Annotated in this window: 22 protein-coding genes; 7 read left to right on the top strand and 15 right to left on the bottom strand. The window is 70.3% G+C overall.

Annotated features, from left to right (window positions below; translation table 11 throughout):
• Positions 1-9 precede the first annotated feature (9 nt).
• Positions 10-1,596, top strand: coding sequence for an acyl-CoA synthetase (locus tag IG98_RS0106705; RefSeq protein ID WP_030907051.1), 1,587 nt, complete (start codon positions 10-12; stop codon positions 1,594-1,596).
• A gap of 60 nt (positions 1,597-1,656) precedes the next feature.
• Positions 1,657-2,391, top strand: a complete 735-nt coding sequence (locus IG98_RS0106700; protein ID WP_030907048.1) for a hypothetical protein — start codon at positions 1,657-1,659, stop codon at positions 2,389-2,391.
• A 132-nt stretch (positions 2,392-2,523) separates the two neighbouring features.
• Here IG98_RS0106700 and IG98_RS0106695 read toward each other — a convergent pair whose 3' ends face one another.
• Positions 2,524-3,042 carry an SDR family NAD(P)-dependent oxidoreductase gene (locus IG98_RS0106695; protein WP_030907045.1) on the bottom strand — a complete coding sequence of 173 codons (519 nt, stop codon included), beginning with the start codon at positions 3,040-3,042 and terminating at the stop codon, positions 2,524-2,526.
• A gap of 268 nt (positions 3,043-3,310) precedes the next feature.
• Here IG98_RS0106695 and IG98_RS0106690 point away from each other — a divergent pair, with 268 nt between their 5' ends.
• The gene (locus IG98_RS0106690) at positions 3,311-4,777 is read left to right on the top strand and encodes an aldehyde dehydrogenase (NADP(+)) (protein ID WP_030907042.1); all 1,467 of its coding nucleotides are present in this window, start codon (positions 3,311-3,313) and stop codon (positions 4,775-4,777) included.
• A 75-nt stretch (positions 4,778-4,852) separates the two neighbouring features.
• On the opposite strand, the gene IG98_RS0106685 is transcribed toward IG98_RS0106690, so the two are convergent.
• From IG98_RS0106685 to IG98_RS54580, 3 genes are all read right to left on the bottom strand, one after another.
• Entirely contained in the window at positions 4,853-6,142 is a 1,290-nt protein-coding gene (locus IG98_RS0106685; RefSeq protein WP_030907039.1) for a pectate lyase family protein, read from the bottom strand.
• A gap of 122 nt (positions 6,143-6,264) precedes the next feature.
• On the bottom strand, positions 6,265-7,581 hold the full coding sequence (locus IG98_RS0106680; RefSeq protein WP_030907036.1) for an ABC transporter substrate-binding protein: 1,317 nt from the start codon (positions 7,579-7,581) through the stop codon (positions 6,265-6,267).
• 127 nt (positions 7,582-7,708) lie between these two features.
• Positions 7,709-9,667 (bottom strand): DUF6807 family protein, encoded by a 1,959-nt coding sequence (locus IG98_RS54580; RefSeq protein ID WP_051751775.1) that lies wholly within the window; start codon positions 9,665-9,667, stop codon positions 7,709-7,711.
• 119 nt (positions 9,668-9,786) lie between these two features.
• On the opposite strand from IG98_RS54580, the gene IG98_RS0106670 reads away from it, so the two are divergent.
• Positions 9,787-11,001 (top strand): RNA-guided endonuclease InsQ/TnpB family protein, encoded by a 1,215-nt coding sequence (locus IG98_RS0106670; RefSeq protein WP_030907031.1) that lies wholly within the window; start codon positions 9,787-9,789, stop codon positions 10,999-11,001.
• On the opposite strand, the gene IG98_RS0106665 is transcribed toward IG98_RS0106670, so the two are convergent.
• Genes IG98_RS0106665 through IG98_RS0106645 form a run of 5 tightly spaced genes read right to left on the bottom strand, consistent with a single transcriptional unit; the run spans position 10,993 to position 15,710 of the window.
• Positions 10,993-12,105 (bottom strand): mandelate racemase/muconate lactonizing enzyme family protein, encoded by a 1,113-nt coding sequence (locus IG98_RS0106665; RefSeq protein WP_030907028.1) that lies wholly within the window; start codon positions 12,103-12,105, stop codon positions 10,993-10,995. The two genes, IG98_RS0106670 and IG98_RS0106665, sit on opposite strands and share 9 nt — an antisense overlap.
• 7 nt (positions 12,106-12,112) lie before the next feature.
• Positions 12,113-12,985 (bottom strand): 5-dehydro-4-deoxyglucarate dehydratase, encoded by an 873-nt coding sequence (locus tag IG98_RS0106660; RefSeq protein ID WP_030907025.1) that lies wholly within the window; start codon positions 12,983-12,985, stop codon positions 12,113-12,115.
• Entirely contained in the window at positions 12,985-13,869 is an 885-nt protein-coding gene (locus IG98_RS0106655) for an NAD-dependent epimerase/dehydratase family protein (protein WP_030907022.1), read from the bottom strand. The genes IG98_RS0106660 and IG98_RS0106655 overlap by 1 nt, the downstream gene beginning before the upstream one ends.
• Positions 13,870-13,917: 48 nt before the next feature.
• On the bottom strand, positions 13,918-14,799 hold the full coding sequence (locus tag IG98_RS0106650; RefSeq protein ID WP_030907019.1) for a carbohydrate ABC transporter permease: 882 nt from the start codon (positions 14,797-14,799) through the stop codon (positions 13,918-13,920).
• A complete protein-coding gene (locus IG98_RS0106645) occupies positions 14,796-15,710 on the bottom strand; it encodes a carbohydrate ABC transporter permease (RefSeq protein ID WP_030907017.1) in 915 nt (304 codons plus the stop codon). Before IG98_RS0106645 ends, IG98_RS0106650 begins: the two co-directional genes overlap by 4 nt.
• 257 nt (positions 15,711-15,967) lie before the next feature.
• Between IG98_RS0106645 and IG98_RS0106640 the strand changes: the two genes are divergently transcribed.
• Positions 15,968-16,951, top strand: a complete 984-nt coding sequence (locus IG98_RS0106640; RefSeq protein ID WP_037969467.1) for a LacI family DNA-binding transcriptional regulator — start codon at positions 15,968-15,970, stop codon at positions 16,949-16,951.
• Between the two features lie 30 nt (positions 16,952-16,981).
• The gene (locus tag IG98_RS0106635; protein ID WP_030907013.1) at positions 16,982-17,935 is read left to right on the top strand and encodes an aldose epimerase family protein; all 954 of its coding nucleotides are present in this window, start codon (positions 16,982-16,984) and stop codon (positions 17,933-17,935) included.
• Positions 17,936-17,967: 32 nt separating this feature from the next.
• On the opposite strand, the gene IG98_RS0106630 is transcribed toward IG98_RS0106635, so the two are convergent.
• Together IG98_RS0106630 and IG98_RS0106625 are read right to left on the bottom strand one after the other, a co-directional pair.
• Positions 17,968-18,612: a LysE family translocator gene (locus IG98_RS0106630; protein WP_030907011.1), complete on the bottom strand. Its 645-nt coding sequence runs from the start codon at positions 18,610-18,612 to the stop codon at positions 17,968-17,970.
• A gap of 92 nt (positions 18,613-18,704) precedes the next feature.
• Positions 18,705-19,580, bottom strand: coding sequence for a LysR family transcriptional regulator (locus tag IG98_RS0106625; RefSeq protein ID WP_030907009.1), 876 nt, complete (start codon positions 19,578-19,580; stop codon positions 18,705-18,707).
• 75 nt (positions 19,581-19,655) lie between these two features.
• Here IG98_RS0106625 and IG98_RS0106620 point away from each other — a divergent pair, with 75 nt between their 5' ends.
• Entirely contained in the window at positions 19,656-20,180 is a 525-nt protein-coding gene (locus IG98_RS0106620) for a cysteine dioxygenase family protein (protein WP_030907007.1), read from the top strand.
• Between the two features lie 158 nt (positions 20,181-20,338).
• Here the strand turns inward: IG98_RS0106620 and IG98_RS0106615 are convergent, their stop codons facing one another.
• From IG98_RS0106615 to IG98_RS0106600, 4 genes are all read right to left on the bottom strand, one after another.
• Positions 20,339-21,085 (bottom strand): PspA/IM30 family protein, encoded by a 747-nt coding sequence (locus IG98_RS0106615; RefSeq protein WP_030907005.1) that lies wholly within the window; start codon positions 21,083-21,085, stop codon positions 20,339-20,341.
• A gap of 10 nt (positions 21,086-21,095) precedes the next feature.
• On the bottom strand, positions 21,096-21,827 hold the full coding sequence (locus tag IG98_RS0106610; protein WP_030907002.1) for a hypothetical protein: 732 nt from the start codon (positions 21,825-21,827) through the stop codon (positions 21,096-21,098).
• Positions 21,827-23,638 (bottom strand): substrate-binding and VWA domain-containing protein, encoded by a 1,812-nt coding sequence (locus IG98_RS0106605; protein WP_030906999.1) that lies wholly within the window; start codon positions 23,636-23,638, stop codon positions 21,827-21,829. The genes IG98_RS0106610 and IG98_RS0106605 overlap by 1 nt, the downstream gene beginning before the upstream one ends.
• Before the next feature lie 119 nt (positions 23,639-23,757).
• On the bottom strand, positions 23,758-25,551 hold the full coding sequence (locus IG98_RS0106600; RefSeq protein WP_030906996.1) for a substrate-binding and VWA domain-containing protein: 1,794 nt from the start codon (positions 25,549-25,551) through the stop codon (positions 23,758-23,760).
• Positions 25,552-25,608: the final 57 nt, after the last annotated feature.

Raw genomic sequence — 25,608 nt, 5'->3', positions numbered from 1 at the left:
GAGGGGCCCATGGAGTTCAACCACGCAGATCTGTTCGAGGGGATCGTGGACGCGGTTGGGGACCGCACCGCCGCCATCTGCGGCGATGATCGCAGGACCTACGCGGAACTGGACGCGGAGGCCGACCGGCTCGCGCACTACCTGCTCGACCGGGGCGTCTCGGCCGGTCAGCACGTGGGCATCCACCTCTACAACGGCATCGAGTACCTGGTGGGGATGCTGGCCGCGCTCAAGATCCGGGCCGTGCCGATCAACGTGAACTACCGCTACGTCGAGGCCGAGCTGCTCTACCTCTACCAGGACTCCGACATCGTGGCGCTGCTGTTCGACGTGGAGTTCGACAGCCGGGTGGCGGCCACCGCCCCACAGGTCCCGAGGCTCCGGCACCTGATCGCGGTGGGCGGGCCGTCCGAGGTCGAGACTGCGGTGCCGTACCGGGAGGCGCTGGCGGCAGGGTCACCGGAGCGGGGGTTTCCCGCGCGGTCCGGCGACGACGTCTACATCATCTACACCGGTGGCACGACCGGCATGCCCAAGGGCGTGATGTGGCGGGTCGAGGACCTGTTCTTCGCCTTCGGCGGCGGCAATCCGGGTGGGGAGCCGCGGGCCACGCCGGAGGAGGTGATCGAGGCGGCTGTGGCCTCCGGGCCCGTCACCATGCTGGCGGCGGCCCCGCTGATGCACGGCGCGGCCCAGATGGCCACCTTCATCACCTGGTGGATGGGCGGAACCATGGTCTACGTCCGCAAGTTCGACGCGGCCGAGGTGCTGCGCGCGATCGAGCGGGAGAAGGTCCTGACGATCAACATCACCGGCGACGCGATGGCCCGTCCGCTGATCGACGAGCTCGCGGGCGGCGGCTACGACCTGTCGTCGCTGTTCGTGCTCAGCTCCACCGGCGCCATCCTGACCGGCTCCCTCCGCGACCGCCTGGCGGAGCTGCTGCCGGGCAGGATGATCCTGGACAACTTCGGGTCCAGCGAGTCCGGATACACCGCCTCGGCGATCCCCGGCTCCTCGCCCGAGTCGGGCCAGCGCTTCCAGGCCAACGTCGCGGTCAACCTGGCCGTGCTCAACGAGCGGCTGGAGCCGGTCAAGCCCGGCGGGGGTGAGCTTGGCATGGTCGCCCGGAGCGGCCGGATCGCCTACGGCTACTACAAGGACGAGGACAAGACCGCCAAGACCTTCGTGACCGACTCGGCCGGCGTGCGATGGCTGCTCACCGGCGACATGGGGCAGGTCGAGGAGGACGGCACCATCGCGATCTTCGGCCGCGGCTCGGTCTGCATCAACACCGGCGGTGAGAAGGTGTTCCCCGAAGAGGTCGAGGCGGTGCTCAAGGGGCATCCGTCGGTCGTCGACGCGGTCGTCACCGGCATCCCCGACGACCGCTGGGGCAGCCGGGTCGCCGCGGTGGTCGAACTCCGTCCCGGTACGCCACCCTCGGTGGAGGACCTCGACGCGCACTGCCGGGCGAAGCTGTCCGGTTACAAGGTTCCCCGGACCTTCGCCTTCGTCGACGAGATGGTCCGCTCCCCGGCGGGCAAGGCCGACTACCGCTGGGCCAGGGAAACCGCCCAGGCCGCCCGGCCCTGACCCGCCTCCTGTGCGGGAAGGGCGGGTGAACCACATCGGTTCCCGGTCCGTCACAGTGGTGTGATCCGTTCTCTGCTGGCCGCCGTGCTCCTGCTGACCGGCTGTTCCACGACCACCGAAACCACCGCGACCACCGAAACCAGCGCGACCGTCGCGCGGACCGGAGCTCAGACCGACGACGTCGTGATCCGGTTCCTCAGGTGCGGCCCGATGACCTGCGTCGGTGGCGACAGCCTGAGCGTCACCGGTGACGGGCGGGCCGTCTCGCTGCGGGACGGGGAACTGGTCGCCGTCCCGCTCTCCGCGACCGAGCTGGGCGACCTGCGGGCCGGGCTCGTCGCGGCCATGGCGGGCCGGGAGGGCACCCTCGACCGTAGCGGGGGAGCCACCGACCAGCCCTTCACCGTCATCACCGTGACCGGCCAGGACGGGAAGGTCCACAAGAACCGGCTGGAGGGGGCACCGCTGGTGGAGGACGAGCGGATCGTCGCCGCCGGTGAGCGGCTCACGGCGCTGACCGGCCGGATCCGGGCCACCGGCATGCCGGACCGTACCGCGCCGATCACCGTGACGCTGTACGAGGGCCGTGGTGTCCGGCCTATCCGGCAGGCGAGCTGGCCCGAGGGCATCCTCGCGCCGGTGCTGGACCCGGCCTCCGGGAACCCCTCCTCCCAGACGTACCGAGGGGAAGAGGCGAAGGCGCTGCGGACCGCCCTGGGCACGGCCGAGGAGAACGTGGCGGTGCTGGTCGGGGGCCGGACGCTGATCGCCAGCTGGGAGGCGGTGCTTCCCTAGGGCGTGGTCGGGATTCAGCTCATGAGGTTGTGGATTCTCCTGCGCGGTGCCGTCCGGCCCCGGTAGGGCACAGGGTATGGCGCGTGGGACCTCACCGATGATGAGTGGACCTTGGTGAGCCCATCTGATGTATCACTTCGCCTGGGCGAGCCATACCGCGTCGGGGCCGGCCGGGAATCGCAGCCGGCCGGTCGTGTCGTGCACGGCTCGCCACACCGTCTCGGCGACGTCGCTCTCTTTGGTGAACAGGTCCTGGCCCGTGAAGTCGTCCATGGCCTTCTTCACCCATGGTGCGTAGGGCGCCGGGACCGACTCCTCCGGCGACCCACCGTTCGTCGCCATGACGCCGAACGTGTTGGTCTCGAAAACTTCCCGCACTCGGGCCATGGGGGTGCCCTCGAACACGCTGATCGATGGGACGCCCGTGTTGTTGACCAGGACATCGACGGGCCCCACCGCGTCGAACGTGCCGGTGATGCTCTCGGGCCTGGTCACGTCGAGCTCGACGATGCGGAGCCGGTCCGACTCAGGCAGGACGCCCGTACGCGGCGTCCGCATCGTGGCGATGACGTTCCACCCCTGCGAGTGGAAGTAGAGGACGGTCTCCCGCCCGTATCCGGAGGAGGTACCAGTGATCAGAACTGTCTTCATGCTGCGCCCCTTGCGATGTGGCGGGATCCGCGGATGAGCAGGCATTTTCCTGCTCAGCTGCTCGGCCGACGGCAGGGGCTCCTGAGCGGTGCCCTGCGAAGTAGGCTCCGGCACCGGTTCCGGGGGAATGCCGAACACGCCCGGCCCGTCCCCACCCGACCAAGCCCTACCGGTGCCGGGCCGTGGGTGGCCGCTGTTGCGGAAAGCGCTTACCGTAAGAGGGTGGTCCAGCGAGCCACGACAGGCTCCACTGAGGAAAGGCTCCGTGTTGATCCACTCAATTGATCCCAGGACCGGCGAGTCCGCCGGGGACCCCTACCCGCCGATCTCGGACGGCGAGGTGGACGCGGTCGTCGGAGCCGCCTGCGCGGCGGGGCCCGCCTGGCGTTCCGCCGACCGGGCGCCGGTGCTGGAGGCGGTCGCGGCGGCGCTGGAGGGAGGCGTCGAGGAGCTCTGGCGGGCCGCCGACGCCGAGACCGCGCTCGGGGAGACCCGGCTCCGCGGTGAGGTGGGGCGGGCCGCGAGCCAGTTCCGGCTCTTCGCCCAGGTACTGCGGGACGGCGGGCACGTGGAGGCGGTGATCGACCACGCGACGGCCCAGCCGCCGACCCCCGACCTGCGGCGGATGAACCACCCGCTGCCCGGCGTGGCCGGTGTCTTCGCGGCGAGCAACTTCCCGTTCGCCTTCTCGGTCGCCGGCGGTGACACCGCCTCGGCGCTGGCCGCCGGATGCCCGGTGGTGGTCAAGGCGCACGACGGGCACCCGCGCACCTCGGAGCTGTCGCAGAAGATCATCCAGAGCGCGCTGCCAGAGCCGGCACTCCTGGGCCTGGTCCGCGGGCTCGACGCGGGAAAGCGGCTGGCCACACACCCTTCCGTGCTGGCCGTGGGGTTCACCGGTTCCATTCCCGGGGGCAAGGCCGTCCAGGCTCTCATCGCCGAGCGTCCGGACCCCATCCCGTTCTACGGCGAGCTGGGCAGCGTCAACCCCGTCGTCGTGCTGCCCTCGGCGGACCGCGAAGGGCTCGCCCAGGGGTTCGCCGCCTCGCTGACCCTCGGCACCGGCCAGTTCTGCACCAATCCCGGGCTGGTCTTCGTCCCCGACGACGCCGAGCTGCTGACCTCCATCGCCGAGGCGGTCTCCGCGACCGCGGGCGGGCCGATGCTCACCGAGCGGATCCGGGGCGGCTTCCTGCACGGGCTGGCCAGGCTCGGCAAGCTCACCACCCTGGCCGAGGGGCAGCCGGGCGAGGGGGCCTTCGCGGTGGCGCCGCAGGTGTTCGTCACCGACCTGGTGTCGTTCGCCGACGCCCTGCCCGACATCGCCGAGGAGTGCTTCGGCCCGGCCTCCGTCGTCGTGGTCTACCACGACGCGGCGGAGCTGCCCGCCGTACTGGAGAGGCTGGACGGCTCGCTGACCGCCACGATCCACGCCACCGACCCCGGCGAGGCGCGCGATAGCGCCGAGGTGCTGCTCAGGAAGGCGGGCCGGCTGATCTGGAACGGCTGGCCGACCGGGGTCGCGGTCCGCTGGGCCATGCACCACGGCGGCCCCTGGCCCGCGAGCACGGCCGCCGCGCACACCTCGGTCGGCGCCGCCGCGATCCGCAGGTGGCTGGTCCCCACCGCCTACCAGGACTGGCCGGCCGAACTCCTCCCGGCCGAGCTGCGCGACGACAACCCCCTCGGCATCCCCCGCAGGGTCGACGGGATCCTCGTCGAAGGGCGCGCCTGACGCACCGGCGGACCCGGGCGGCTCGTGACTCATGAGCCGCCCGGGTCCGCCATGGTCGGTGGGTCCGTGCGGACCCTAGCCGATCTTGCCCGAGCCCGCGTGCCGGGAGACGGACTCGCGTACCGCCGGGGCCGGTTCGATCGCGGTGTGCAGGGTGGGGGTCCAGCCCGCGTCCGTGCCGAGGTCGGGGTCGTGGGCGGCGTTGTAGGCGGCGACGAGGTCGAGGGGGGTGACGGGCCCGCCGACGCGGAGCACGTTCCCCCTGGCGGTGAGGGACGTGCCGCCCCAGTTGTAGAGGAGGTTCGCCGGAGCCACGGCCCGGCTCAGCCGGAAGAAGTTGTTCTCAGCGAAGATCTGCGACTGCACGCCCACTCCGAGGGCGTACACGAAGGTCGAGGCGTCCGGGATCTCGTAGTAGTTGTTGTAGACGTGCACCTGGCCGAAGCGCACGCGGGGCAGCCGCTGGAGCGTGTTGTCGAAGTGGTTGTGGTGGACGGTGACCTTCAGCTTGCCCGTGTCGGTCGCCGGGTTGTTGGTCGAGCCGATCAGCATCGTCTTGTCATGGTCGGCGAACCGGTTCCACGAGGCCGTCACGTGGTTGGAACCGTTGGTGATGTCGAGCTGCCCGTCGTGAACCTGGTAGGGCCTGCCGAAGTACAGCGGCTGGTTCGAGTCGGGGTTGTCGCCGTCGGTGAAGGTGTTGTGGTCCACCCACACGTGCGTCGAGCCGGTCACCGAGATGTTGTCGTAGAGGGAGTTCCAGTTGCCCTCGTCGCCGTCGGTCGGGTCCCACTGCGGGAAGCAGTCGGCGGTGTCCTCGAAGTCGACGTTGCGGACGATGACGTTGTCCGCCTTGTCGATGTGCAGGTTGACGCCCCGGATGCGCGCGTCCTTGCCGAGGCCGACGATCGTGGTGTCGGAACCGACCTTGAGCTTGATGTTGGCGGTCTGCCTGGCGGCCGAGGCGGCCCGCGCGTCCTCCAGCGGGCCCGAGGGCTCGGTGTCCCTGCCCCACACCGCGGGGTCGTACGCGGCCAGGTAGGCCTCCAGCGTGTAGCCGCCGGTCGCGTAGTCCGCGCAGGTCCTGTCGGTGTCGATGGTGCCCTTCACATAAATGATCTTTGGTGCGGGGGCGGCGAGCGCGGCGGCCAGCTGGGCCCGGGTGGACACGGTGTACGTGTTCGACGCCGGCGCGGCGGCGCCGCCGGTGGTGCCGGTGCCCTCGGCGGCCCAGCCGTCGTTGGCGGGCAGGGTCTGGCGGCCCAGGTCCGCCTTCCGCCCGGCGGGCGAGGCGGTGGCTGATGCGGCCGGGGCGGACAGGACCGCCAGGGAGAGCAGGGCGGTGAGCGCGACGGCTCGTTTCATGATGATTCCTCCACAGGTCAGGTGGGAGGGGAGGCTCCGTGAGAACCCCGAGAGCCTTCCGGAATGGCGAAGGCGGGCGCGCCCAGGTCAGGGATGGGAGCGCCCGCCCCCGATGGTCAGGCTCAGCCGCCGTTACGCTGCTTGTACGACGCCTGGGCCTCCGTCAGCTTGGCCGCGAACGCGTCCAGGAAGTCCTTGGGGGACAGGGCGCCCTGCAGGACCTTCTGGAACTCCGGCTCCATGTCGGTCTTGGTGATCGCGTTGAACTCCGGCAGGTGGTAGGGCATCTGCACGATCTTCGTCGCCGGGTCGTTGAGCACCTTGACCGCCGCGGCGATGTGCTGCAGCCCCGCGATCCACGGCTCGTCGTTGACGTCGGTGTTGGCCGGGAGCACGCCGGTCTGCTCCGACCAGTAGCTGTTCATCTCCTTGGAGGCGGCGAACTCCGCGAACCTGTACGCGGCGTCCTTCTTCTCGCCGGAGGCGAACACGCCGATGCCCGCGACCGGGTTGGACAGGATCGCCTGGACGCCGCCGTTGGACGTGGGAACGGGCATGGCCGCCACGTTGCCCGCGCCGATCGTCTTGACGTGGTCCTGGTACGACCCCAGGTTGTGCTGCATGATCGCGATGTTGCCGCCGTCGAACTGGGCGACCATCTTCGTGTAGTCGTTGCTGATGTCGGCCTCGGGGGTGACCTTCTTGTACAGCCCGGCCAGCTTCGTGAGGGCCGTCACGTTCCTCGGGTCGTTGACCGTGGACTTCCCCGAGGCGTCGAAGATCTCGGTGATGCCGGACTGGCCGTACACCACCTCCAGCATCTGCGCGATCGAGCCCGCCCCGCCGCGGATGGTGAAGCCGTAGCGGTTCTTGGCGGCGTCGGTCAGCTTCTCGGTGGCGGTGAAGAAGTCGTTCCAGGTCGTGGGCGTCTTGAGGCCGGCCTCCTTGAACCAGTCGGTTCGATACCAGAAAACACCCATATTTGTGGACATCGGAACCAGGTAGGTCTTGCCGTCGGGCACGGTGCCCTTGACCGTGCTCACCACCTGCTCGTTCAGCTTGCCGTTCAGCGCGCCACCGGAGATCCGGGCGTCCACCGGCTCCAGCGCCTTCTGCGCCACCAGGCTCGACAGCATCGCGGTGGAGACACCGCCCACGTCGGGCAGGCCGCCTCCGGCGATCGCGGTGTCGTACTTCTGCTGCGTCTGGGCGATCGGGATGCCGACGTACTTCACCTCGATGGACGGGTTCGCCTTCTGGAACTCGGCGATGATGTGCTGCCACACCGGGGTGCGCGCCGGGCCGCCGTTGTCGTCCCAGAAGGTGATCGTGGTCTTCCCGCCGGAGGACTCCGGCTCCTCCGCGCCGCACGCGGCAAGCCCGGTGCCGAGCGTCAAGGCCGTGGCCAGGATCGCCAGGCGCTTTGAGCGTGAAGTCATTGCTCTCTACCTCTCTGTGTCGTGTCCCCCGACATTGCTTGACCGTATGGGTGCCGAACTCCGCCCGAGGCGCTCTGCCGTCCCGGGTCGGTCACATCGCGTGAGATGCCGCATCGCCCCTGGTTCGTCACCAGGCGACCTCCGCGGCGAGCGCCGCCGCGTCGCCGGGGCCCAGCCGCCCGTCCGCGACGACGGTGACGACCCTTCGCCTCAGGGTGTCCTCGATGAGCAGCGGCGTGTCCCAGGCGAGGGCGGGCCCGGCGCCCGGGTACTCCACGACCCGGACGAACCAGGGATCGTCCTGCTGGACGAAGACCAGGGTCCAGTCCGCCGAGGCCATGGCCAGCCACGGGGCCGTCGACCCGTGCACCGCGTCCTCGCCCTCGGCGTCCGCGGTGAAGACCCGGCGGCCGGCGGCAGTCCCCGGCGCCCGCCAGAAGAAACCGCCGTACCCGGCACCCACCCGGCCCTTGGTGGCCGAACTCCGAACGGGCAGCGGCTCGCCGGTGAGGTTCGTCAGCGCGAACGACATGTCGAGCGCCCAGCAACCGTCCAGCTCCACCACCCGCACGCTCCGCGCCTCACGGGCCGTCTCGACGCCGTCGGGCCCCTCCCAGGCCAGCGACTCCCCGAACCCGGTGGAGTCGCGCCAGGAGAATCCGAGATGCCGCTGCGTGCCGTGGTCGCCGAGCCAGGTGGGACCGGCGTCGCGGACGTAGGTGCGCCCGCCCCAGAAGTTGCCTCCGCCCAGGTCGGAGATCGCGATGCTCACTCCCAGGTGGTGCACGTGGTCTTCCGGCGCGACCTCGGTCACGGTGGTACCGCCGAGGGTGTGCACCGGGTGCAGGTACGGCCGGGGCGACGACGTCGGCGGCAGCTCCGGCGCCACGACGTACTCGGCGACCTGTCGTCCGTGCGCCACGAGCACCGGCCGGAGAGCGCCGCCGGGGGCCGGTCGCCGCGTTCCGCCGGTCTGCCTGTCGCCCGCGCCCGCGACGCCCCGGGAGCGCCCGCTCCAGGGCACCCGCAGTTCCGAGTAGAGCGCCAGCCGCTCCGCGCTCGACGCCGTCACCTCGGCGATCCTGGGCAGCACCCGGCGCTCCGCGCCGACCTCCTGGAACACGTCCGGTATGGCGGTGGGCTCGGGCGCCAGCCGGACCGCCTCCAGGACGCGCATGAAACCCCGGGTCCGCTCCAGCGGTACCAGCGGCTCCGCGCCGTCGCGGAGGTGCGCGACGAGGTTCTCCAGCAGGTCGGTCCTCGGGTGCACGGCCGAGGTCCCGTCGAACTCGACCCGGTCCTCGGTGTAGGTCAGCCTGATCCGTCCCTCCTCGCCGTGCACGATCAGGTACGGCTCGTGCCGCCGATCCGCGCAGAGCGAGACCGCGACGGTCACCACGGTCCCGTCGTCCATCCGCATCCGCACGGACGAGGTGTCGTCCGCCTCGATCGCGTTGGCCCGGTAGAGCTCGACCTCGACGTCCTCCACCTCTGCCCCGGAGATGGCCAGCGCGGTCGCGGTCGCGTGCGCGAGCGGGTTGGTGAGGGCGCCGTCCACCACGGGCACGCCGTCGACCTCGCGCCTGCCGGCCCACGGCACCCGGCTGTAGTAGGTGTAGGGGCGCTCCCACGCGCCGGCGGCACCGATCCCGACGACCCGGCCGATCGCTCCCTCGGCGACCATCCGCCGGATCGCGGGGATCGCCTCCGAGCCCAGGCTCTGGAACCCCACCTGACAGGCGAGCCCGGTCTCGGCGACCACCGCGACGATCCGCTCGTAGCCGGCGTAGGTCGCGGCGGGCGGCTTCTCCAGCAGCACGTGCGAGCCGGCGCGCAGTGCCCGCTCCGCCAGCTCCGCGTGGGTGTGGATGGGCGTGCACAGGATCGTCACCTCGGCGGAGGCGCGCCCGATCAGCCCGGCCAGGTCGCCGGAGAACTCCACCCCGGCGGGCAGGCCGTCGACCGGTCGCACGTCGCACACCCCGACCAGCTCGACCAGCCCGGCCTCGGCCAGCCGCCGTACGTTCGACAGGTGCCACCAGCCGTGCCCGTGCGCCCCGGCCAGCACCACGCGAACCGGTTCCATCAGGTCACCGGGTCGCATGCAGTGTGGATGCCCTGTCCTTCAGGGCGGGGAGGAAACGCGGAACGGCCTGGCATGGGGGTCCCCAAGTTTTGTCGGTGGGTTTCGGTAGGTTGATCGGCATGTCCCGCTACCGGCTTCAGCCTTCGCTTGCCCAAGAGCAGGCGTTGGCCGAGCACTGCGGGCACGCCCGGTTTGTGTGGAACCTCGCGGTTGAGCAGCACGCCCACTGGAAGCCAGGCCGCAAGTCCGCGCCGGGATTCGCCGAGCAGTGCCGGCAGCTCACCGAGCAGTGCCGGCAGCTCACCGAGGCCCGCGCCGAGTTCGAGTGGTTTCGCGGCGGGTCGATCATCGTTCAGCAGCAAGCCCTCAAGGACTTCCACCAGGCGATGGCGAACTTCTTCGGTAAGACGCACCGCCGTCCGACGTGGCGTAAACGCGGGCAGGGTGAGGGCTTCCGGATCGTCGCGGTCAAGCCCGGTGACGTGCGCCGGGTGTCGTGCAACGTCAGTGAGGTCAAGATCCCCAAGGTGGGGTGGGTGCGGTTCCGCTGGTCGCGCCCCGTCCCCGAAGGCGTGAAGTCGTACCGCGTCACCCGTGACCGCGCCGGACGTTGGCATGTGGCGTTCGCGGCGATTCCCGAACAGGTCCCCGCACCGGGTACGGGTGAGGTCGTCGGGGTGGACCGGGGCGTCGCCGTGTCGGCCGCCCTGTCCACGGGCGAACTGCTGAACGCGCCCACCCTGCGGGAGACGGAGCGGAAGCGGCTGCTGAGGTTGCAGCGCAAACTCGCCCGCGCTAAGCGGGGGTCGAACCGGCGGAGCAAGGTTAAGGCCGCGATCGCGAAGCTGAAGGCGCGCGAGACGGACCGCCGCAAGGACTGGGTCGAGAAGACCTCGACTGATCTCGCGCGGCGTTTCGACGTCATCGCGGTCGAAGACCTGAAGATCAGCAGCATGACCCGGTCGGCGCGCGGGACCATCGAAGCACCCGGGAAGAAGGTCCGCCAAAAAGCTGGGCTCAACCGGGGCATCCTCGCCGCAGGGTGGGGTCAGCTCGTGACCCGACTGGAGCACAAAGCTCCAGGCCGCGTCCAGAAGATCAACCCGCGTTACACGTCGCAGACCTGCAACGCCTGCAAGCACATCGCCAGGGAGAGCCGCGAGAGCCAAGCTCTCTTCCTGTGCGTCGCCTGCGGGCATCAGGCGCATGCCGACGTCAACGCGGCCAAGAACATACGCGACACGGCGGCAGGGCATGCCGTCGCTGCACGGGGAGGCCAGCCGATGGGCGGGCCTGCGAACCGTGAACCTCAACCTGTCCTCCTCTCAGCGTAGAGACGGGTTGGAATCCCCCGCCTTCAGGCGGGGGAGGATGTCAATCCATCGCAGTCCAAGGCCCCGGTGGTCTCCGGCGCGCAACTCGCCCTGCTCCACCGAGACCGGGTAGGGCTCTTCGATCAGGCCGAGCGCCGCGAAGGAGGCGTCCTCGACCTCCTCGGTCATGCACGGCAGCGGCAGGGCCAGGGCGAGCTGCCCGGAGATCTCCGGCAGCAGGTGCGGGTGGACGGGCACCCCGAACGTCCTGGCCAGCTCGGCGATCCGCAGCAGCGGGGTGATCCCGCCGACCCGCACCACGTTCGGCTGCAGGATGTCGCAGGCCCCGGCCAGCAGCAGGTCCCGGAAGTCGTAGACGGAGTAGGCGCTCTCTCCCACGGCGATCGGGACCTCGACGCAGGAGCGGAGCCGGGCCTGCCCGGTCACGTCGTCGGCGGGCAGCGGCTCCTCCACCCAGTGCAGTCCGTACTCCGCCAGGGCGGCGATCGCCCGCCGGGCCCGCGGCAGGTCCCAGCGCTGGTTGGCGTCCACCATGAGCAGCGTGTCCGGCCCGATCACCTCGCGGACCGCGGCGACCCGCGCCACGTCCTCGGCCAGCGAGTCGCGGCCCACCTTGACCTTGACCGCCGGGTGGCCCGCGGCCCGCCACCGCCCGGCCTGCGCGACGAGCTCCTCCATCGAGTAGTGCAGGTTCACGCCGCTGCCGTACACCGGCACGCTGTCCCGGCGCCGCCCGAGCGTGTCGACCAGCCCCGCCTCGCCGCAGCGCAGGTCCCACAGCGCCAGGTCGACCCCGGCCATCGCGATCGTGGTGAGCCCGCCGCCGCCCGCCTCGCGCAGGTGCCGCCAGAGCCGGTCCCAGACGACCTCCGGGTGCGGCTCCAGGCCGACGACGGCCTCGCCGATCTCACCGTCCAGCAGGGCCCGTATCGCTCGGGCCCCGATCTGCGGGGTCCAGGAGAACCCGGTCCCGCTCCGTCCGTCGGCCAGCGTCAGCCGTACCACGACCACGTGGTTGGCCGTCACGTCGGCGCCCCACGGTCGCGGCAGCGCCACGGTCCGCAGTGTCGTCTCCAAGGAGGTGATCACCGGCCGCGCGGTCATCGGCCGCTCACCGCCCGATCAGGGCCAGGCCGGACTTGATCAGTCCGGCGAGCTCCGCCACGTGTTCGGCGGAGGGGTCGACCAGCGGCGGCCGTACCCCGCCGACGTCCAGGCCGCGATGCCGCACCCCGGCCTTGACCAGCGAGACCGCGTAGCCGGGAACCCGGTCGCGGAGCCGGACCAGGGGGGCGTAGAACTCCCTGATCAGCCGCTCGTCGCCGCCCAGGTAGGCGGTGGCGATCTCGGGGGCGAAGCAGAAGACCGCGCTGGAGTACAGCTCCACCCCGATGCCGCGGTAGGCCGGCATGGTCAGCTCGGCCGTCGGCAGGCCGTTGAAGAACAGGAAGTCGGGCCGCTCCTCCCGCACCGCCAGCACCGTCCGCTGCATGCGGTCGATGTCGCCGACGCCGTCCTTGATCCCGATCACCCCGGGGATCCGGGACAGCTCGACCGCCTGCTCGGGGGCCAGTACCACCGAGCCGCGCTGGTAGACGATCGTGGGCAGCACCCCGGCGACCGCCGAGACGTACGCCGAGTAGCCCTCGCGCGTACCGTTCACCAGGTAGGGCGGCATGAGCAGCAGCCCGTCGGCGCCCGCGTCCCTGGCCGCCCCGGCCTGGGCGAGCGCGGTGCCGATCGGCCCTCCCGCTCCCGCCAGCACCGGCACCCGGCCGTTCACGGTCTCGGTCGCGATCCGCACCGTCTCGGCGTGCTCCGCCTCCGACAGCGCGGAGAACTCGCCGGTTCCGCAGGCCACGAAGACCCCGCCGGGACCGTGCTCCAGCCCGCGCCGCACATGCTCGGCCAGTACGTCACCGGCCACCGAGCCGTCGGCGCGGAACGGGGTGACGGGAAAGAACAGCACTCCGCTGAGGTTCATCACAGGCTTCCAATCTCGGTACGCCAGCTCCGCTTCGCCTGCCAGCCGAGCAGTCGCCCGGCCTTGGCCGAGGAGAAGGCAGGCGTCGAGCCGGTCAGTTTCTCCGTGAGTCCCGCGGTCGCGGGGTTGACGCGGGGGAGGAGTTCGGCCAGCGGCTCGCGGGCCAGCGCGTCGGCCGCGCCCGCGAAGAACACCTCGCCGCTCGGCAGTCCGGGCAGCTTGTCCAGCAGGGTCAGCACCATGTCGGAGGCGTCACGGGCGTCGATGTAGTTGAACAGCGACGTTCCCGCGACCTCCGGCCGGTCCAGCCGTTCGGCGATCGTGTGCCCCGACTGGGTGGGCGCGCCCGCCCACTCCTCCGGGGCGACGACGAAGCAGGGCCGCACGGCCGCGAACCTCGTCTTCGAACTGCGCGCGAACGTGGCCATCACCTGCTCGGCGACCAGCTTGGACAGGCTGTAGGCGTTCCACGGCGCGAGGGGATGGTCCTCGTCGAGCGGCAGGTAGGAGGGGGTCCAGCCCTCCGTGCCGTACCCGATGACCGTGGGGCTGCTGGCGACCACGACCCGTTCGACCCCGAGCCCGGTGGCCGCCTCGCAGACGTTGAAGGCCAGCTGGGTGTTGACCCGGTAGGTGAAGGCGTCCGTCCTGCTGAACGGGGTGGCGATCGCGGCCAGGTGCACCACGGCGTCCGGCCGGAACCTGGCCATCACCTCGAAGGACTCACCCAGGTCCGTCAGGTCGGCGGGGAGCACCGCGGCGGCCGCCGAGGGGGTGCCCGGCGCGGTGTCCACGCCGATCACCTCGTGCCCGGCGTCGGCCAGCGCGGTGACCACGCTCCGGCCCAGCCGCCCGGCGCTCCCGGTGACGAGAGTTCGTGTCATTGGTCGCTCACCGTTCCTTAGTCGACAGGGGATTCGCCGCCAGGGGACTCATCCCTTCACCGCCCCGGCGGACATGCCCTGTACCAGGTAGCGCTGAATCACCGCGAAGACCAGCACCACCGGTACGGCGGCGACGACGCCGCCCGCGGCCAGGGCGCCGAAGTCCACGCTGAACTCGCCCAGGGTGTACGCGAGGCCGACGGGCACCGTGAACTTCTCCTGCTCGCTGACGAACATCAGCGCGAACAGGAAGTTGTTCCAGCTGTGGATGAAGGCGAACGAGCCGACCGCGACCAGGGCGGGGCGCAGCAGCGGCAACACCACGGCGAAGAAGCCGCGCAGCCGGCCGCAGCCGTCCACCCAGGCGGCCTGCTCCAGCTCCACCGGGACGTTCCTGATGAAGCCGCTGATCAGGATGAGGGAGAGCGGCAGCTGGAAGACCGTCTCGGCGATCACCAGGCTCCACAGCGAGTTGACCAGGCCGAGGACGCGGAAGATCTCGAAGAGCGGGATCAGCATCATCGCGCCGGGGATGAACTGGGTGCAGAGCATCCCGACCATGAACAGCTTCCGGCCGCGGAACTCGTACCTGGCCAGGGCGTAGCCGCCGGCCAGCGCGACCACGGTCGTCATGACCAGGGAGGCGACGCCCACCATCAGGCTGTTCTTGAAGAAGACCGCGAAGCTCAGGTCGTTCCAGACCGTCGCGAAGTTGTCGAACGTGATCGGCCAGGGCAGCAGCGAGGCCGATCCCCTGGGCCGGAACGCGAAGACCAGCATCCAGTAGAAGGGGACCAGCGTGAACAGCAGGTAGAGCCCGAGGGGGACCCAGATCTCCCACCGGCCGACCTTCCCCTTCTCCTTGCGGCCGGTACGCGGCGCGAGTGCGGACGGGGCCAGGTGCGGCCGTTCGGCCGTCTGGAGTGTCATGACTTCGCTCCGAACCTGCTCAGCCGCAGGTAGGCGATCGAGAAGAAGGTCAGGATCAGGAAGGCGGCGGTGGTCAGCGCCGAGCCGTACCCGAAGTCGTGGGACTGTACGGCCTTGGCGGCCACGTACAGCGGCAGGGTGGTGGTCGCGTGCGCCGGGCCGCCGCCGGTCAGCGTGTAGAGCAGGTCGACGTTGTTGAACTCCCACACGCAGCGCAGCAGCGTGGACAGGATGATCGCGTCCTTGAGGTGCGGCAGCGTGATGTGGACGAACCGCCGTACCCGCGAGGCGCCGTCCACCGAGGCCGCCTCGTAGAGCTCTTTGGAGATGCTCTGCAGGTCGGCCAGGAGCAGGATCGCGAAGAACGGCACCCCGCGCCAGAGCTCGGCGAGCACGGCCGCCCAGAAGACGGTGTCCGGGCCTGCCAGCGGTGCGGCGCCGTACTGCATGAGGCCGAGGTCGGCGAGGTAGCGGGAGACACCGGTCGTCGGGTTGTAGAGCAGGATCCAGATGCCGGTGGTCAGCACCCCGGAGACCGCCCACGGGGAGAACACGGTCGCCCGCGCCAGACCGCGGCCGACGAAGGTCTCGTTCACGATCAGCGCCAGGACCAGCCCGAACACCAGTTGCAGGAACACCTCGACGCCGACCCACTTGAGGCTGAAGCCGAGGCTCTGCCAGAACAGCGGGTCCTCGAACAGCAGCCTGCGGAAGTTGTCGAGGCCGGCGAAGCCGTTGTCCCAGGGCTTGGTGACGTTGTAGGTCTGCAGGCTGTAGTAGATGACGCTGGCCATCGGGTAGACGAGGAAGCCGAGCATCGCGATCACCGCGGGGGCGATCAGCAGGTAGGGGGTCCTGGCCGCGCGGCCCAGGCGGCGGCGTATCCGGGGATTCGCCGTGGTGATTGCCATCGCCGGCAACTCCTTCCGAGTCGGCGTCAGGGGCTGCAACCGGTTGCATGAAACATGGCGGACATGTCCTGGCAACGTCAAGGGCCCAATTTTGTAAACCACCGCTTATCTGCAGATTTTTCGGTTATTTGCAACTTTCATGGCCCTGCGCCCCTGCTGCGGAGGTCGGCCTCGGTCCGGTTCCGGCGTTGACAGTTACACAACCGCTTGCACTAATGTGCTCAGGGGCCGGTGAAGGGCCATGACGGAGGAGCACGGTGGCAGCGACGATCAGAGATGTGGCACGGGCGTCGGGAGTGCACGTCTCGACGGTGTCCCGCACCTTCTCGGCGCCGCACCTGGTGAACGCCGAGACCCGCAACCGCGTGCTCGCGGTCGCCGAGGACCTCGGCTACCGGCCCAACCGTGCCGCGCGGGCACTCACCACCGGCAGGACCCACAACATCGGCCTCATCGTCGCGGATATCTCCAACCCGTTCTTCCCGCCGCTGATCAAGGCCGCCCAGGCGCAGGCCAGAGCCCGTGACTACCACGTGTTCGTGGCCGACACCGATGAGGATCCGCAGGTCGAGGAGGAGCTGATCCAGACCCTCGCCAAGCAGGTGGACGGGGTGCTGCTCTGCAGTCCGCGGCTCTCCAACCGGGTCATAGAGCGTCTCCACGCCGAGGTGCCGTTCGTGGTGGTCAACCGGAGGGTGAAGGGCATGCCGACGATACTGATGGACGTGGGCCAGGGCGCCCGCCTCGCCATCGAGCACCTGACCGGGCTCGGCCATCACAGGATCGCCCTGCTGTCCGGGCCGAGCGGCTCGTGGACCAGCGGCGAGATGCGTGCTGCGGCGGCCGAGATGGACGGCGTCGAGCTGGTGATCCTCGGCCCGAACGCGCCCACCGAGCGGGGCGGCCTCGCCGTCGCCGAGGAGGTGATCGCCTCCGGCGTGACCGGCGTGCTCGCCTACAACGACCTGGTGGCCATCGGGCTCATCGAAGGGCTGTACGAACGGGGCGTGCGCGTCCCCGACGACATCAGCGTGGTCGGTGTCGACGACATAGTGGCCGGGCGGCTGAACCGGCCCAAGCTGACCAGCGTGGCCATGCCCACGGCCGCCGCCGGGCGGATGGCGGTGGACCTGCTGCTGCAGTCCTTCGACGAGGGCGCCACCCCCACCCTGGCCACTCTCGACACCCACCTGGTCGTCCGCGAATCCACCGACCGTGCCGCGCTTTTCCCCCGGGGCTGAGGCCCCGAATCGCCACGCTGGAGGTTTTTGATGAATTTCGGAATCACCCCGACGGGGGAGCATGTCGAGCGGCACGTGCTGTCGAACGGGCCGATGCGCGCCTCGATCCTCAGCTACGGGGCGATCCTGCAGTCGCTGGAGGTCCACGGCGTCGACGTGGTCCTCGGCTACGCCGGCCTCGACGACTACCTGACGCGCAGCCGCTACTTCGGCGCGGTGGTCGGCCGGTACGGAAACCGCATCGCGAACGGGCGTTTCACCCTCGACGGCCGTGACCACGAACTGCCGGTCAACAACGACCCCAACAGCCTGCACGGCGGCCCCGGAGGCTTCTCCGACCGGGTGTGGCGGGTGAGCGAGGTCTCCACCTCGGCCATCACGCTGGAATATGTCAGCCTCGACGGCGAGGAGGGCTATCCGGGCATGCTGACCGCCTCGCTCACCTACACGCTGACCGAGGACGCGCTAAGGCTGGACTACCGCGCGTTCACCGACGCGCCGACGGTGCTGAACCTGACCAACCACTCCTACTTCAACCTCGCCGGAGGCGGCGACATCCTCGGGCACGTGATCCGGATCGACGCCGACCGCTATCTCCCCGTCGACGCCACCAAGATCCCGACCGGTGAGCTGGCCCCGGTGGCGGGCACCCCGTTCGACTTCACGACCCCGCGGGAGATCGGCGAGCGGATCGACGATCCGCTGCTGGGGGGCGGCTACGACCACTGCTACGTGCTGCGCGGCGGCATCGAGGTCGGCGAACCGGTCAGCGGGCGCGTCATGGAGGTCTCCACCACCGAGCCCGGCGTGCAGTTCTACTCCGGCAACATGCTGGACGGCATCGCCACCGCGTACGGCAGGTACGCCGGCCTCTGCCTGGAGACCCAGCACTTCCCCGACTCGCCCAACCAGGACCACTTCCCCTCCACGGTCCTGCGCCCCGGCGAGGAGTTCACCTCCACCACGACCTACCGCTTCCGCTGAGTCTCCCGCGTCCTGGAGGGCGGGACGAGGGCTCAGGCCTTCGCGGCGGCGCTCTCGCCGGTGAACGCGGCCACCGCGCCCAGGCCGAGGTAGACCAGGCCACTGGTGACGTCGAGGCGGCGGCGGGCGCGGGCCGAGCGGCGCAGCCGACCGGCCATGGCCGAGGAGAGCAGGGCGTAGACACCGTCACTGGCCATGCCGAGGGCGGTCCAGATCAGGCCGAGGAGCACGATCTGCGGGGCGATCGGGCCGGCGGCCGGATCGGTGAAGTGGGGGAGGAAGGCGAGGAAGAAGATCGCGGTCTTCGGGTTGAGCACGTTGACCACGAAGCCCTCCCAGAAGATCCGGCTCCTTGTCGCGACCGGCGGCGCGGCCACCCCGTCCGGGTCGGGGCGGGTCATCAGCTTGCGGACGCCCAACCAGACCAGGTAGGCCGCGCCCAGATATTTGACCACCGCGAACGCGGTCGCCGAGGCGGCCAGCAGGGCGCTGATGCCCAGGGCGGCGGCGGCCACATGGACCAGGGAACCGAGATGGATTCCCAGCACCGACACCAGACCGGCGCTCCGGCCCTGGGCGACGCTGCGGGTCACGATATAGAGCACCGCGGGCCCCGGCACGAGCAGCAGGGCGAGGGTCGCCGCGACAAAGAGGGCAATCATCGTCAGATCTGGCATGCCTGGATCCTAGGTTCGCGCGATGCACGGTAGCCAACGGGTTTTCGCCGGGTGCCGATGCCACGGAACCGGGCCCCGCCAGGTCGATGTCCCTACGGGCGGGTCACCGAGGTCAGGGTGGCGAGCAGGGCGGCGGTGGCCGGGGGGTCGGGGGGCTCGCCGTAGGTGGCGGCGTAGACGCGGCGGGTCGAGCCGGGCAGTTCGATCACGGTGACCTCCGGGTTCCGGTGGGCCCGCAGGGCGAGGCTCGGCAGGGCGGTCACCCCGATCCCCGCGGCGACCAGGGCCTGGACCGCGACGGCGTCGTCGGTGGTGAAGGCGATCTCCGGCTCGAAGCCCGCCCTGGCGCACAGTTCCAGCAGGTGGCTGCGGCATCGGTCGCAGCCGCCGATCCACCGGGAGTCACGGTGCGAGGCCAGATCGCCACCGCCGTCACTCTGGCCGGAGGTGACCAGGTAGCTGGTGTCGTCCAGCAGGTGCAGCAGGCGGATCCCGTCATCCTCGGGGTCGGTGCCGTCGAAGCGGAAGATGACCGCCACGTCCACGTAGCCCGCCCGGAGCATGCGCAGCGCGTCAGGAGGCTCGGTCTCGGTCAGCCGCAACTCCAGGCCGGGGTGCTCGGCGGCGAGGGCGGCGGCGGCCTGCGGCACGAACGTGCCCAGGGCGGAGGGGAAGGCGGCCAGTCTGACCCGTCCGGCGCGCAGGCCCACGTGCGCCGACAACTCGGCGGAGGCGGAGTCGAGGCGACCGATGATCTCGGTGGCCCGCTCGGCCAGCAGCCGGCCCGCCTCGGTCAGCCGGATGCCCCGGCCGACCCGCTGGATCAGCTTGGCCCCGGTCTCGGCTTCGAGCTTCGCGAGGTGGTGGCTGACCGAGGGCTGGGAGTAGTGCAGTTCCCTGGCCGCCGCGGTCACCGAGCCGTGCCGGGCCACCGCGGCGAGCACACGAAGCCGCACGATATCAAGCATGTATCAACTTTATCGATGAATGAACGGGAAAATGGGCATTAGACGTTATGTATCCCCTCGGCGCATCCTGGGGTCATGAAGACGTTGACGCGCACCCGTCCGGGCCTGGCCGAGATCGTCGAGGGGGTCAGGGCACTCGTCGATCCGTCCGCCGACCCCCGGGCGACCGCCTTCGCGGTGGCCGACCTGCTGCGTGAACGGCTGCCGTCCGCCGAGATCCTCACCGAGGAGGAGCGCCTCGGCGACCCCGACGGCTACGTCGGCCACACCCTCCACGCCGAGGAGGGCTTCTCGGTCGTGGCCGTGGTCTGGCGGCCCGGTCAGCGGACCGCGATCCACGACCACATCGCCTGGTGCGTGTTCGGCGTGCTGTGCGGTGTCGAGTACGAGACCCTCTACCGCGACCACGGCGACCACCTGACCGAGATCGGCAGGACCGCCAACCAGACCGGAGAGGTCAGCGGCTTCGCCCCGCCCGGCGACATCCATCGCGTCCACAACACGGGGGACGAGACCGCCATCTCGCTGCACATCTACGGGGCCGACCTCAGCGCCGCCCCCACCAGCGTGCGGCGCGTCTACGACCTGCCCGTCCGCTGAACCACGCCTGGAGCGGACCCCCTCGCCCCGGTCGTACGTCCGTCGAGAGGGCGTGTCCGTGACCCACCCCGCCCCGCCGAGCACGCCCCTTCGAAGGGCGTGCCGGTGGCGCGGGGAACCCGGTCCGTTGCGGGCCGAGCGGAGGTCGATGTCACGCACTACTTCCCGATCTCGGGCTTCCTGTCGGTGTTCAGGCTCTCCCTGATGGCCTCCAGACGGGCCGCGCCCTCGACGTCGATGGCGGCGCGCTCGACCTCGATCATGCGGGCCTCGACGGAGCCCGAGGTCAGCTCGGCCTCGCCGAGTGCGCGGGCGTAGCGCTTCTCGATCTTGTCGCGGACCTGGTCCAGGGTGGGCGTCTCACCGGCGGGGGTGAGCCCGGACAGATCGCCCATGGCCTTGTTGAGCTCCTCCTGGACCTTGGCCTGGTCGAGCTGGGAGAGCAGCCGCATCCGCTCGGCGATCTTCTTCTGCAGGGCCATCGCGTTGTTCTCGACCGCGGCGCGCGCCTGGGCGGAGAACTGCTTGGCCCGCTCGTACGTCAGCTGCGACTCCTGCTGCGCGGCCTCGGCCGCCACCAGGCGGGAGGCGAAGGCGCGGGCCGAGTCCTCGTACGACAGGGCCTTGCGCTCGTCGCCCGCGGACCGCGCCTGTTCGGCCAGCAGGAGGGCCTGTCGGGCGTTGGCCTGGAGCTTCCCGGTCTCCTCCATCGAGCGGGTGAGCTTCATCTCCATCTCGCGCTCGTTGCCGATGACCGAGGCGGCCTGCTGGCTCAGCCGCTGGTGCTGCTCCTTGGCCTCCGCGATGGCCTGCTCGATCTGGACACGGGGGTCGGACAGCTCGTCCAGCCGTCCGGAGAGGGCGAAGACCAGGTAACGCCAGGCCCTACGGATGACCTTGAACATGGGGGGCTCCTTATCGATCCAGCGCGTCGCGCGTGATCTGCTCGGTTTCGTGGAGGCCCTGGCGGACTCCTTCGAGGGCGTCGGCGAGTTCGTCCAGTACCCGGGTCGGCTCCAGCCGGCCGTTCGCCGACACCGCCGACAGCTCCACCACGCGGGCGAGGAGCTCCTCGATGCTGATGGCGCTCGACTCCATCCGGGCGAGCACCTGCTCGCGGGCCGAGGTGAGCCGGTCGACCACGGCCCGCTGGGAGGCCAGCGAGGCGAGGGCGCGGTCGAGGTCCGCCACCAGGTCCTTCCTGGCCTCCGCGCGGGCTCGGGTCAGCCGGGCCTGCTCGTGGCCGAGCTTGCCGAGGTCGAACCTGGCCAGCGCGGTGCCGGTGAGCGAGGCCTGCTCGGCCAGCCGCTCCAGGGTGGCCGTCGAGTCGTCCACCTGGGGGCGCATCAGCGCGATCCGCTCGGCCAGCGGGCCCTGCCCCATCGAGGCGCTCAGCTCGGCGAAGCCGTAGGCGGCGGATCCCGCCCGTCTCAGCCAGTACTCCTCCTGGCTTCCGGGGGCGACGGCGGGCCGGTCGCGGCTCCCGCGCTCCGGTAACGCCGAGATCCCGGCCTTGGCCAGCCAGACGACGACGCCGACGAATCCGGCGGCGACCGGGTGCACGCTGACGGCCCACGCGGCGCCGCCGGCGGTCGCGGCCAGCAGCAGGCCCCAGGGGTCCTTGAGTTCGTCGACGAAGCGTGCCATCAGAAGTTGGATACCACTGCGGTGAACACCTGGTCGATACTTCCAGGTTTGCGAGAGTCATACGCGGCGGCGTTGGTCGCCTCGGAGATCCTGCGCAGCACGTCGAGGTCGGCGTCCTGGCCGTAGGCGATGGTGAACATCCGCACCGTCTCCTGGCCGGGTTCGGTACGCAGTTCAGGCAGCAGGTTCTCCAGGGAGAGGCTGTCGGGGTCCTCGTTCTTGCCGTCGGTCAGGAAGACCACCGCGTTGATCGCGTCGCCGTTCCGCAGCTTCCGTACCTGCTCGTGAGCGGCGCGGGCGGTGTCGTACAGGCCGGTGCCGCCGTCGGGGGTCAGGCCGTCGAGCCTGGCGCGCAGCTTCTTGCGCTGGGCGTCGTCGACGGCGGAGAGCGAGGCCAGTTCCAGGTGGTCCTTGTGGCCGTCACGCTTGGTGGAGAACATCCACAACCCGACCTTGTCGTGCGAGGCGAACTGGGGCAGCGCGTTGATCGCGGCCTGCTTGGCCAGGTCGAGCTTGCTCTTGCCGGTGCCGGTCACGGTGGCGCCCATCGAGCCGGAGACGTCGATGACCATGAGGACGTTCGCCGGCTTGCGCAGGTCGGCCCAGCTGGTGAGCACCTTGTCGAGCACGTTCGGCGCGGGCGGGCTGAGGGTCGTCTTCGGTTCGGCGGGCAGCAGCCCGTTCGCCTGGGTGATCAGCTTGCCCGCCTTGCCGTCGTGGGAGCGGAAGGCGAACTCGGCGAACCGTGCCTGCTGCTCGGGAGCCTGCAGGTGCGCCAGGAAGTCGGCCGCCACCGCCCGCTTGGCGTCGTCGACCCACGAGGCGGTCAGCACCGCGTACGGGTTGTCGGAGTAGAGCGTGCCCTCCTTGGGATAGATCGCCACCAGCGGCACCTTGGGCTTGGCGTGCTTGCCCAGCGTCGCGGGGTCGCCGGTCGGATTGCCCTGGTTGTAGTCCCAGACCGACTTCTCCTCCACCGCCACCGCGGAGATGTAGCTCAGGCCCGCGCCCGCGTCGTCGGCCCGCTGGAGGTTGGACAGGAACGTCAGCGTCGTGTCGCCGTAGTGCACGATCGAACGCTCCACGTCCCGGACGAAGTCCCTGGTCCTGGCGTCGGCCACGTTCTTCTCCGACAGGTCGCCGGACAGGCCGGTCGCCGCGAAGTAGGCGCCGACCGTGGCGTTCAGGCCGCTGGTGGAGAAGTTGGGGTTGGTCTTGCCCAGCTTGAACCGGCCCCACTCGGGGTGACCGTACTTCGCCCACGACCCGGCCGACACGGCGAGCAGGTCCGACCAGCCGAGCTTCTTGTCCGGCCAGCCCAGCGCCTGGGCCATCGGCATGGGCATCGCCACGACCAGGGGCGTCTTGGCGATCGACGGGTTCTCGGCGGCGACCAGGGAGCCGGCGTCCTTTCCCGCGACGCGCTGCTGGAGCAGGGTGACCCAGCCACTGCTGGCGGGTGACCACACGTCGGGGCGGGGGCCGTCCTGCCGCTCGTCCCAGCCCCTGGCCAGGGCCTGCAGCGCGCCGCCGCTCGCCTTGGTCTCGATGACGACGTCGGCGCAGCGTCCTTCCACGGTCCTGCCGCTGTAACCGGAAGCGATCTTCCTGAGCAGTTCGGCCTTCTCCGACGAGGCGGCGACGGTCAGGGTGACGCCGTCGTCGCACGCCTTGGGCTGCTCGCCGGCCTCCGACGCGGGTTCGTTCGCGCCGACGAAGATCCGCAGGGCGACGATCAGAGCTCCGGCGAGAATGATCGCGACGATGAACGGGGCGAAGTTCCGACGCCGTCGCTGCGGCTGCTGGTACAACCCTGCCTCCTGGGGGATGTCTGTACTTATCCGACGAATGAACCGCCTTCGGAGTTCGCCAAGGTCAAAAGTCTTCGTCCTCCACGCTCAGCGGTCTTCGGGGCCGGAGGTCCTCGCGGTCAGAAGTTGGAGATCACGCTGGTGAAGACCTGGTCGATGGTGTCCGCGCGGGACGAGTCGTAGGCGGCCCCGTCGGTGGCCTCGGCGATCTGCTTGAGCACCGCCTGGTCCGCGCCCTCGCCGTACCCGATGGTGAACAGCCGCACCTCCGGGTTGAGCCTGCCGAGCAGGTTGTCCAGATCACTGCCGCCGTTCTTCTCGTTCTTGCCGTCGGTGAGGAAGACCACCGCGTTGATCGCCCCCTCGTCCTTGGCGCCGCGCATCCGTTCGACGGCCGCCAGCGTGGTGTCGTACAGTCCGGTTCCGCCCCCGGCGGTCAGCCCGTTCAACTGGTCGCGGAGAGCGCCACCGATCCTTGACACCCTGTCGATCGGGACCAGTTCCAGATAGTCCTTCTCGCCGTCCTGCGCGGTGGAGAAGGCCCACAGGCCGACCTTGTCATCCCCCCGGAACTGGGGCAGCGCGTTGACCGCCGCCTTCTTGGCCAGTTCCAGGCGGGTCTCGCCGGTGCCGGACGCCTCCTCCTCCATCGAGCCGGACTTGTCCACCACGATCAGCACGTTGGCCCGCTTGCGCAGCTCCGACCAGCTCCGCAGCACCTTGTCCAGGACGACCGGGGTGGGGGGACTCAGTGTGGTGATCTTGGCATCGGGGATGACGCCGTTCTGCTCGGTGGCCTGCGGGCCGGGCTTTCCCTCGAAGGAGCGGTAGCCGTACGCCTGGAATTTCGCCTGAACCCCGGGGCTGTGCAGGTAGCTCAAAAAGTCGTCGGCGACCGCCTTCTTGGCCGCGTCCATCCAGGTCAGCGGCACGTAGGGGTGGTCGGAGTAGAGCGTGCCCTCCTTGGGATTGACCGCTACCAGCGGGGTGCGCGGCGGGGCGTGCCGTCCCAGGGTGGCCGGATTGCCCGAGGGGTTACCCCGGTTGTAGTCGGTGACCGAGTTCTCCTCGACGGTGATCGCGGAGATGTAGGCCATCGACTCGCCCCGGTCGTCCGCGCGCAGCAGGTTGCCCAGGAACGTCATGGAGATGTCGCCGTAGTGCACGATCGACTGCTCCACCCCCTGGACGAAGCGCCGGGTCCTCGGGGTGGCCACGTCACGGGCCGTCAGGTCCGAGGTGGTGCCGGTGGCGGCGAAGTAGGCGCCGATGGTGGCGTTCAGGCCGCTGGTGGAGAAGTTGGGGTTGGTCTTGCCCAGCTTGAACCGGCCCCACTCGGGGTGGCCGTACTTCGCCCATCCCTGCGGGGCGGACGCCAGCTCGGCCAGCTCCGACCAGCCGATCGCCTTGCCGGGCCAGCCCAGCGCCTGGGCCATCGGCTTGGGCATCGCGAAGACCAGGGGCGCGGTGACGATCGGGCTCGGTTTTCCGTCGGCGACCGGTACGGTGCCGTCGGTGTTGGAGGCCTGCTGGCGCAGCAGCGTCACCCAGGCCGACGCGGCGGGGGACCAGACGTCCGGCCGCCTGCCGTCGGTCTTCTCGTCCCACCCCTTGCCCAGCGCCCGCATCGCGGTGCCGGAGTTGGCCTCGTCGATGACCACGTCGGCGCAGCGCCCGGCCACGCTACGGCCGTTGTAGTCCTTCGCGACCTCGCGCAGGATCCAGATCTTGTCCTGCGAGGACGCCACCCTGATCTGCGTCGACTCGCCGGAACAGGCACTGGGCCCGTTCGGCTCGTTCCCCGGGCCACCGCTGAAGTACCAGCGCAGCCCGGCGATCAGAGCGATGGCGAGCACCACGGCGAGCAGGTACGGCAGGACACGCCGACGGGGCCTTGCGGGGGAGTAGACCACGAGATGATCGTACGACCAATGGCGATTTTTCGTCGGGCGGTAGCGCTCCCGGAAAGG

The sequence above is a fragment of the Streptosporangium amethystogenes genome (genome assembly GCF_000721075.1).
Lineage (GTDB): Bacteria > Actinomycetota > Actinomycetes > Streptosporangiales > Streptosporangiaceae > Streptosporangium > Streptosporangium amethystogenes.
The sequence above is the reverse complement of the archived record's forward strand: the minus strand, read 5'-3'. Positions and strand labels throughout refer to the sequence as shown.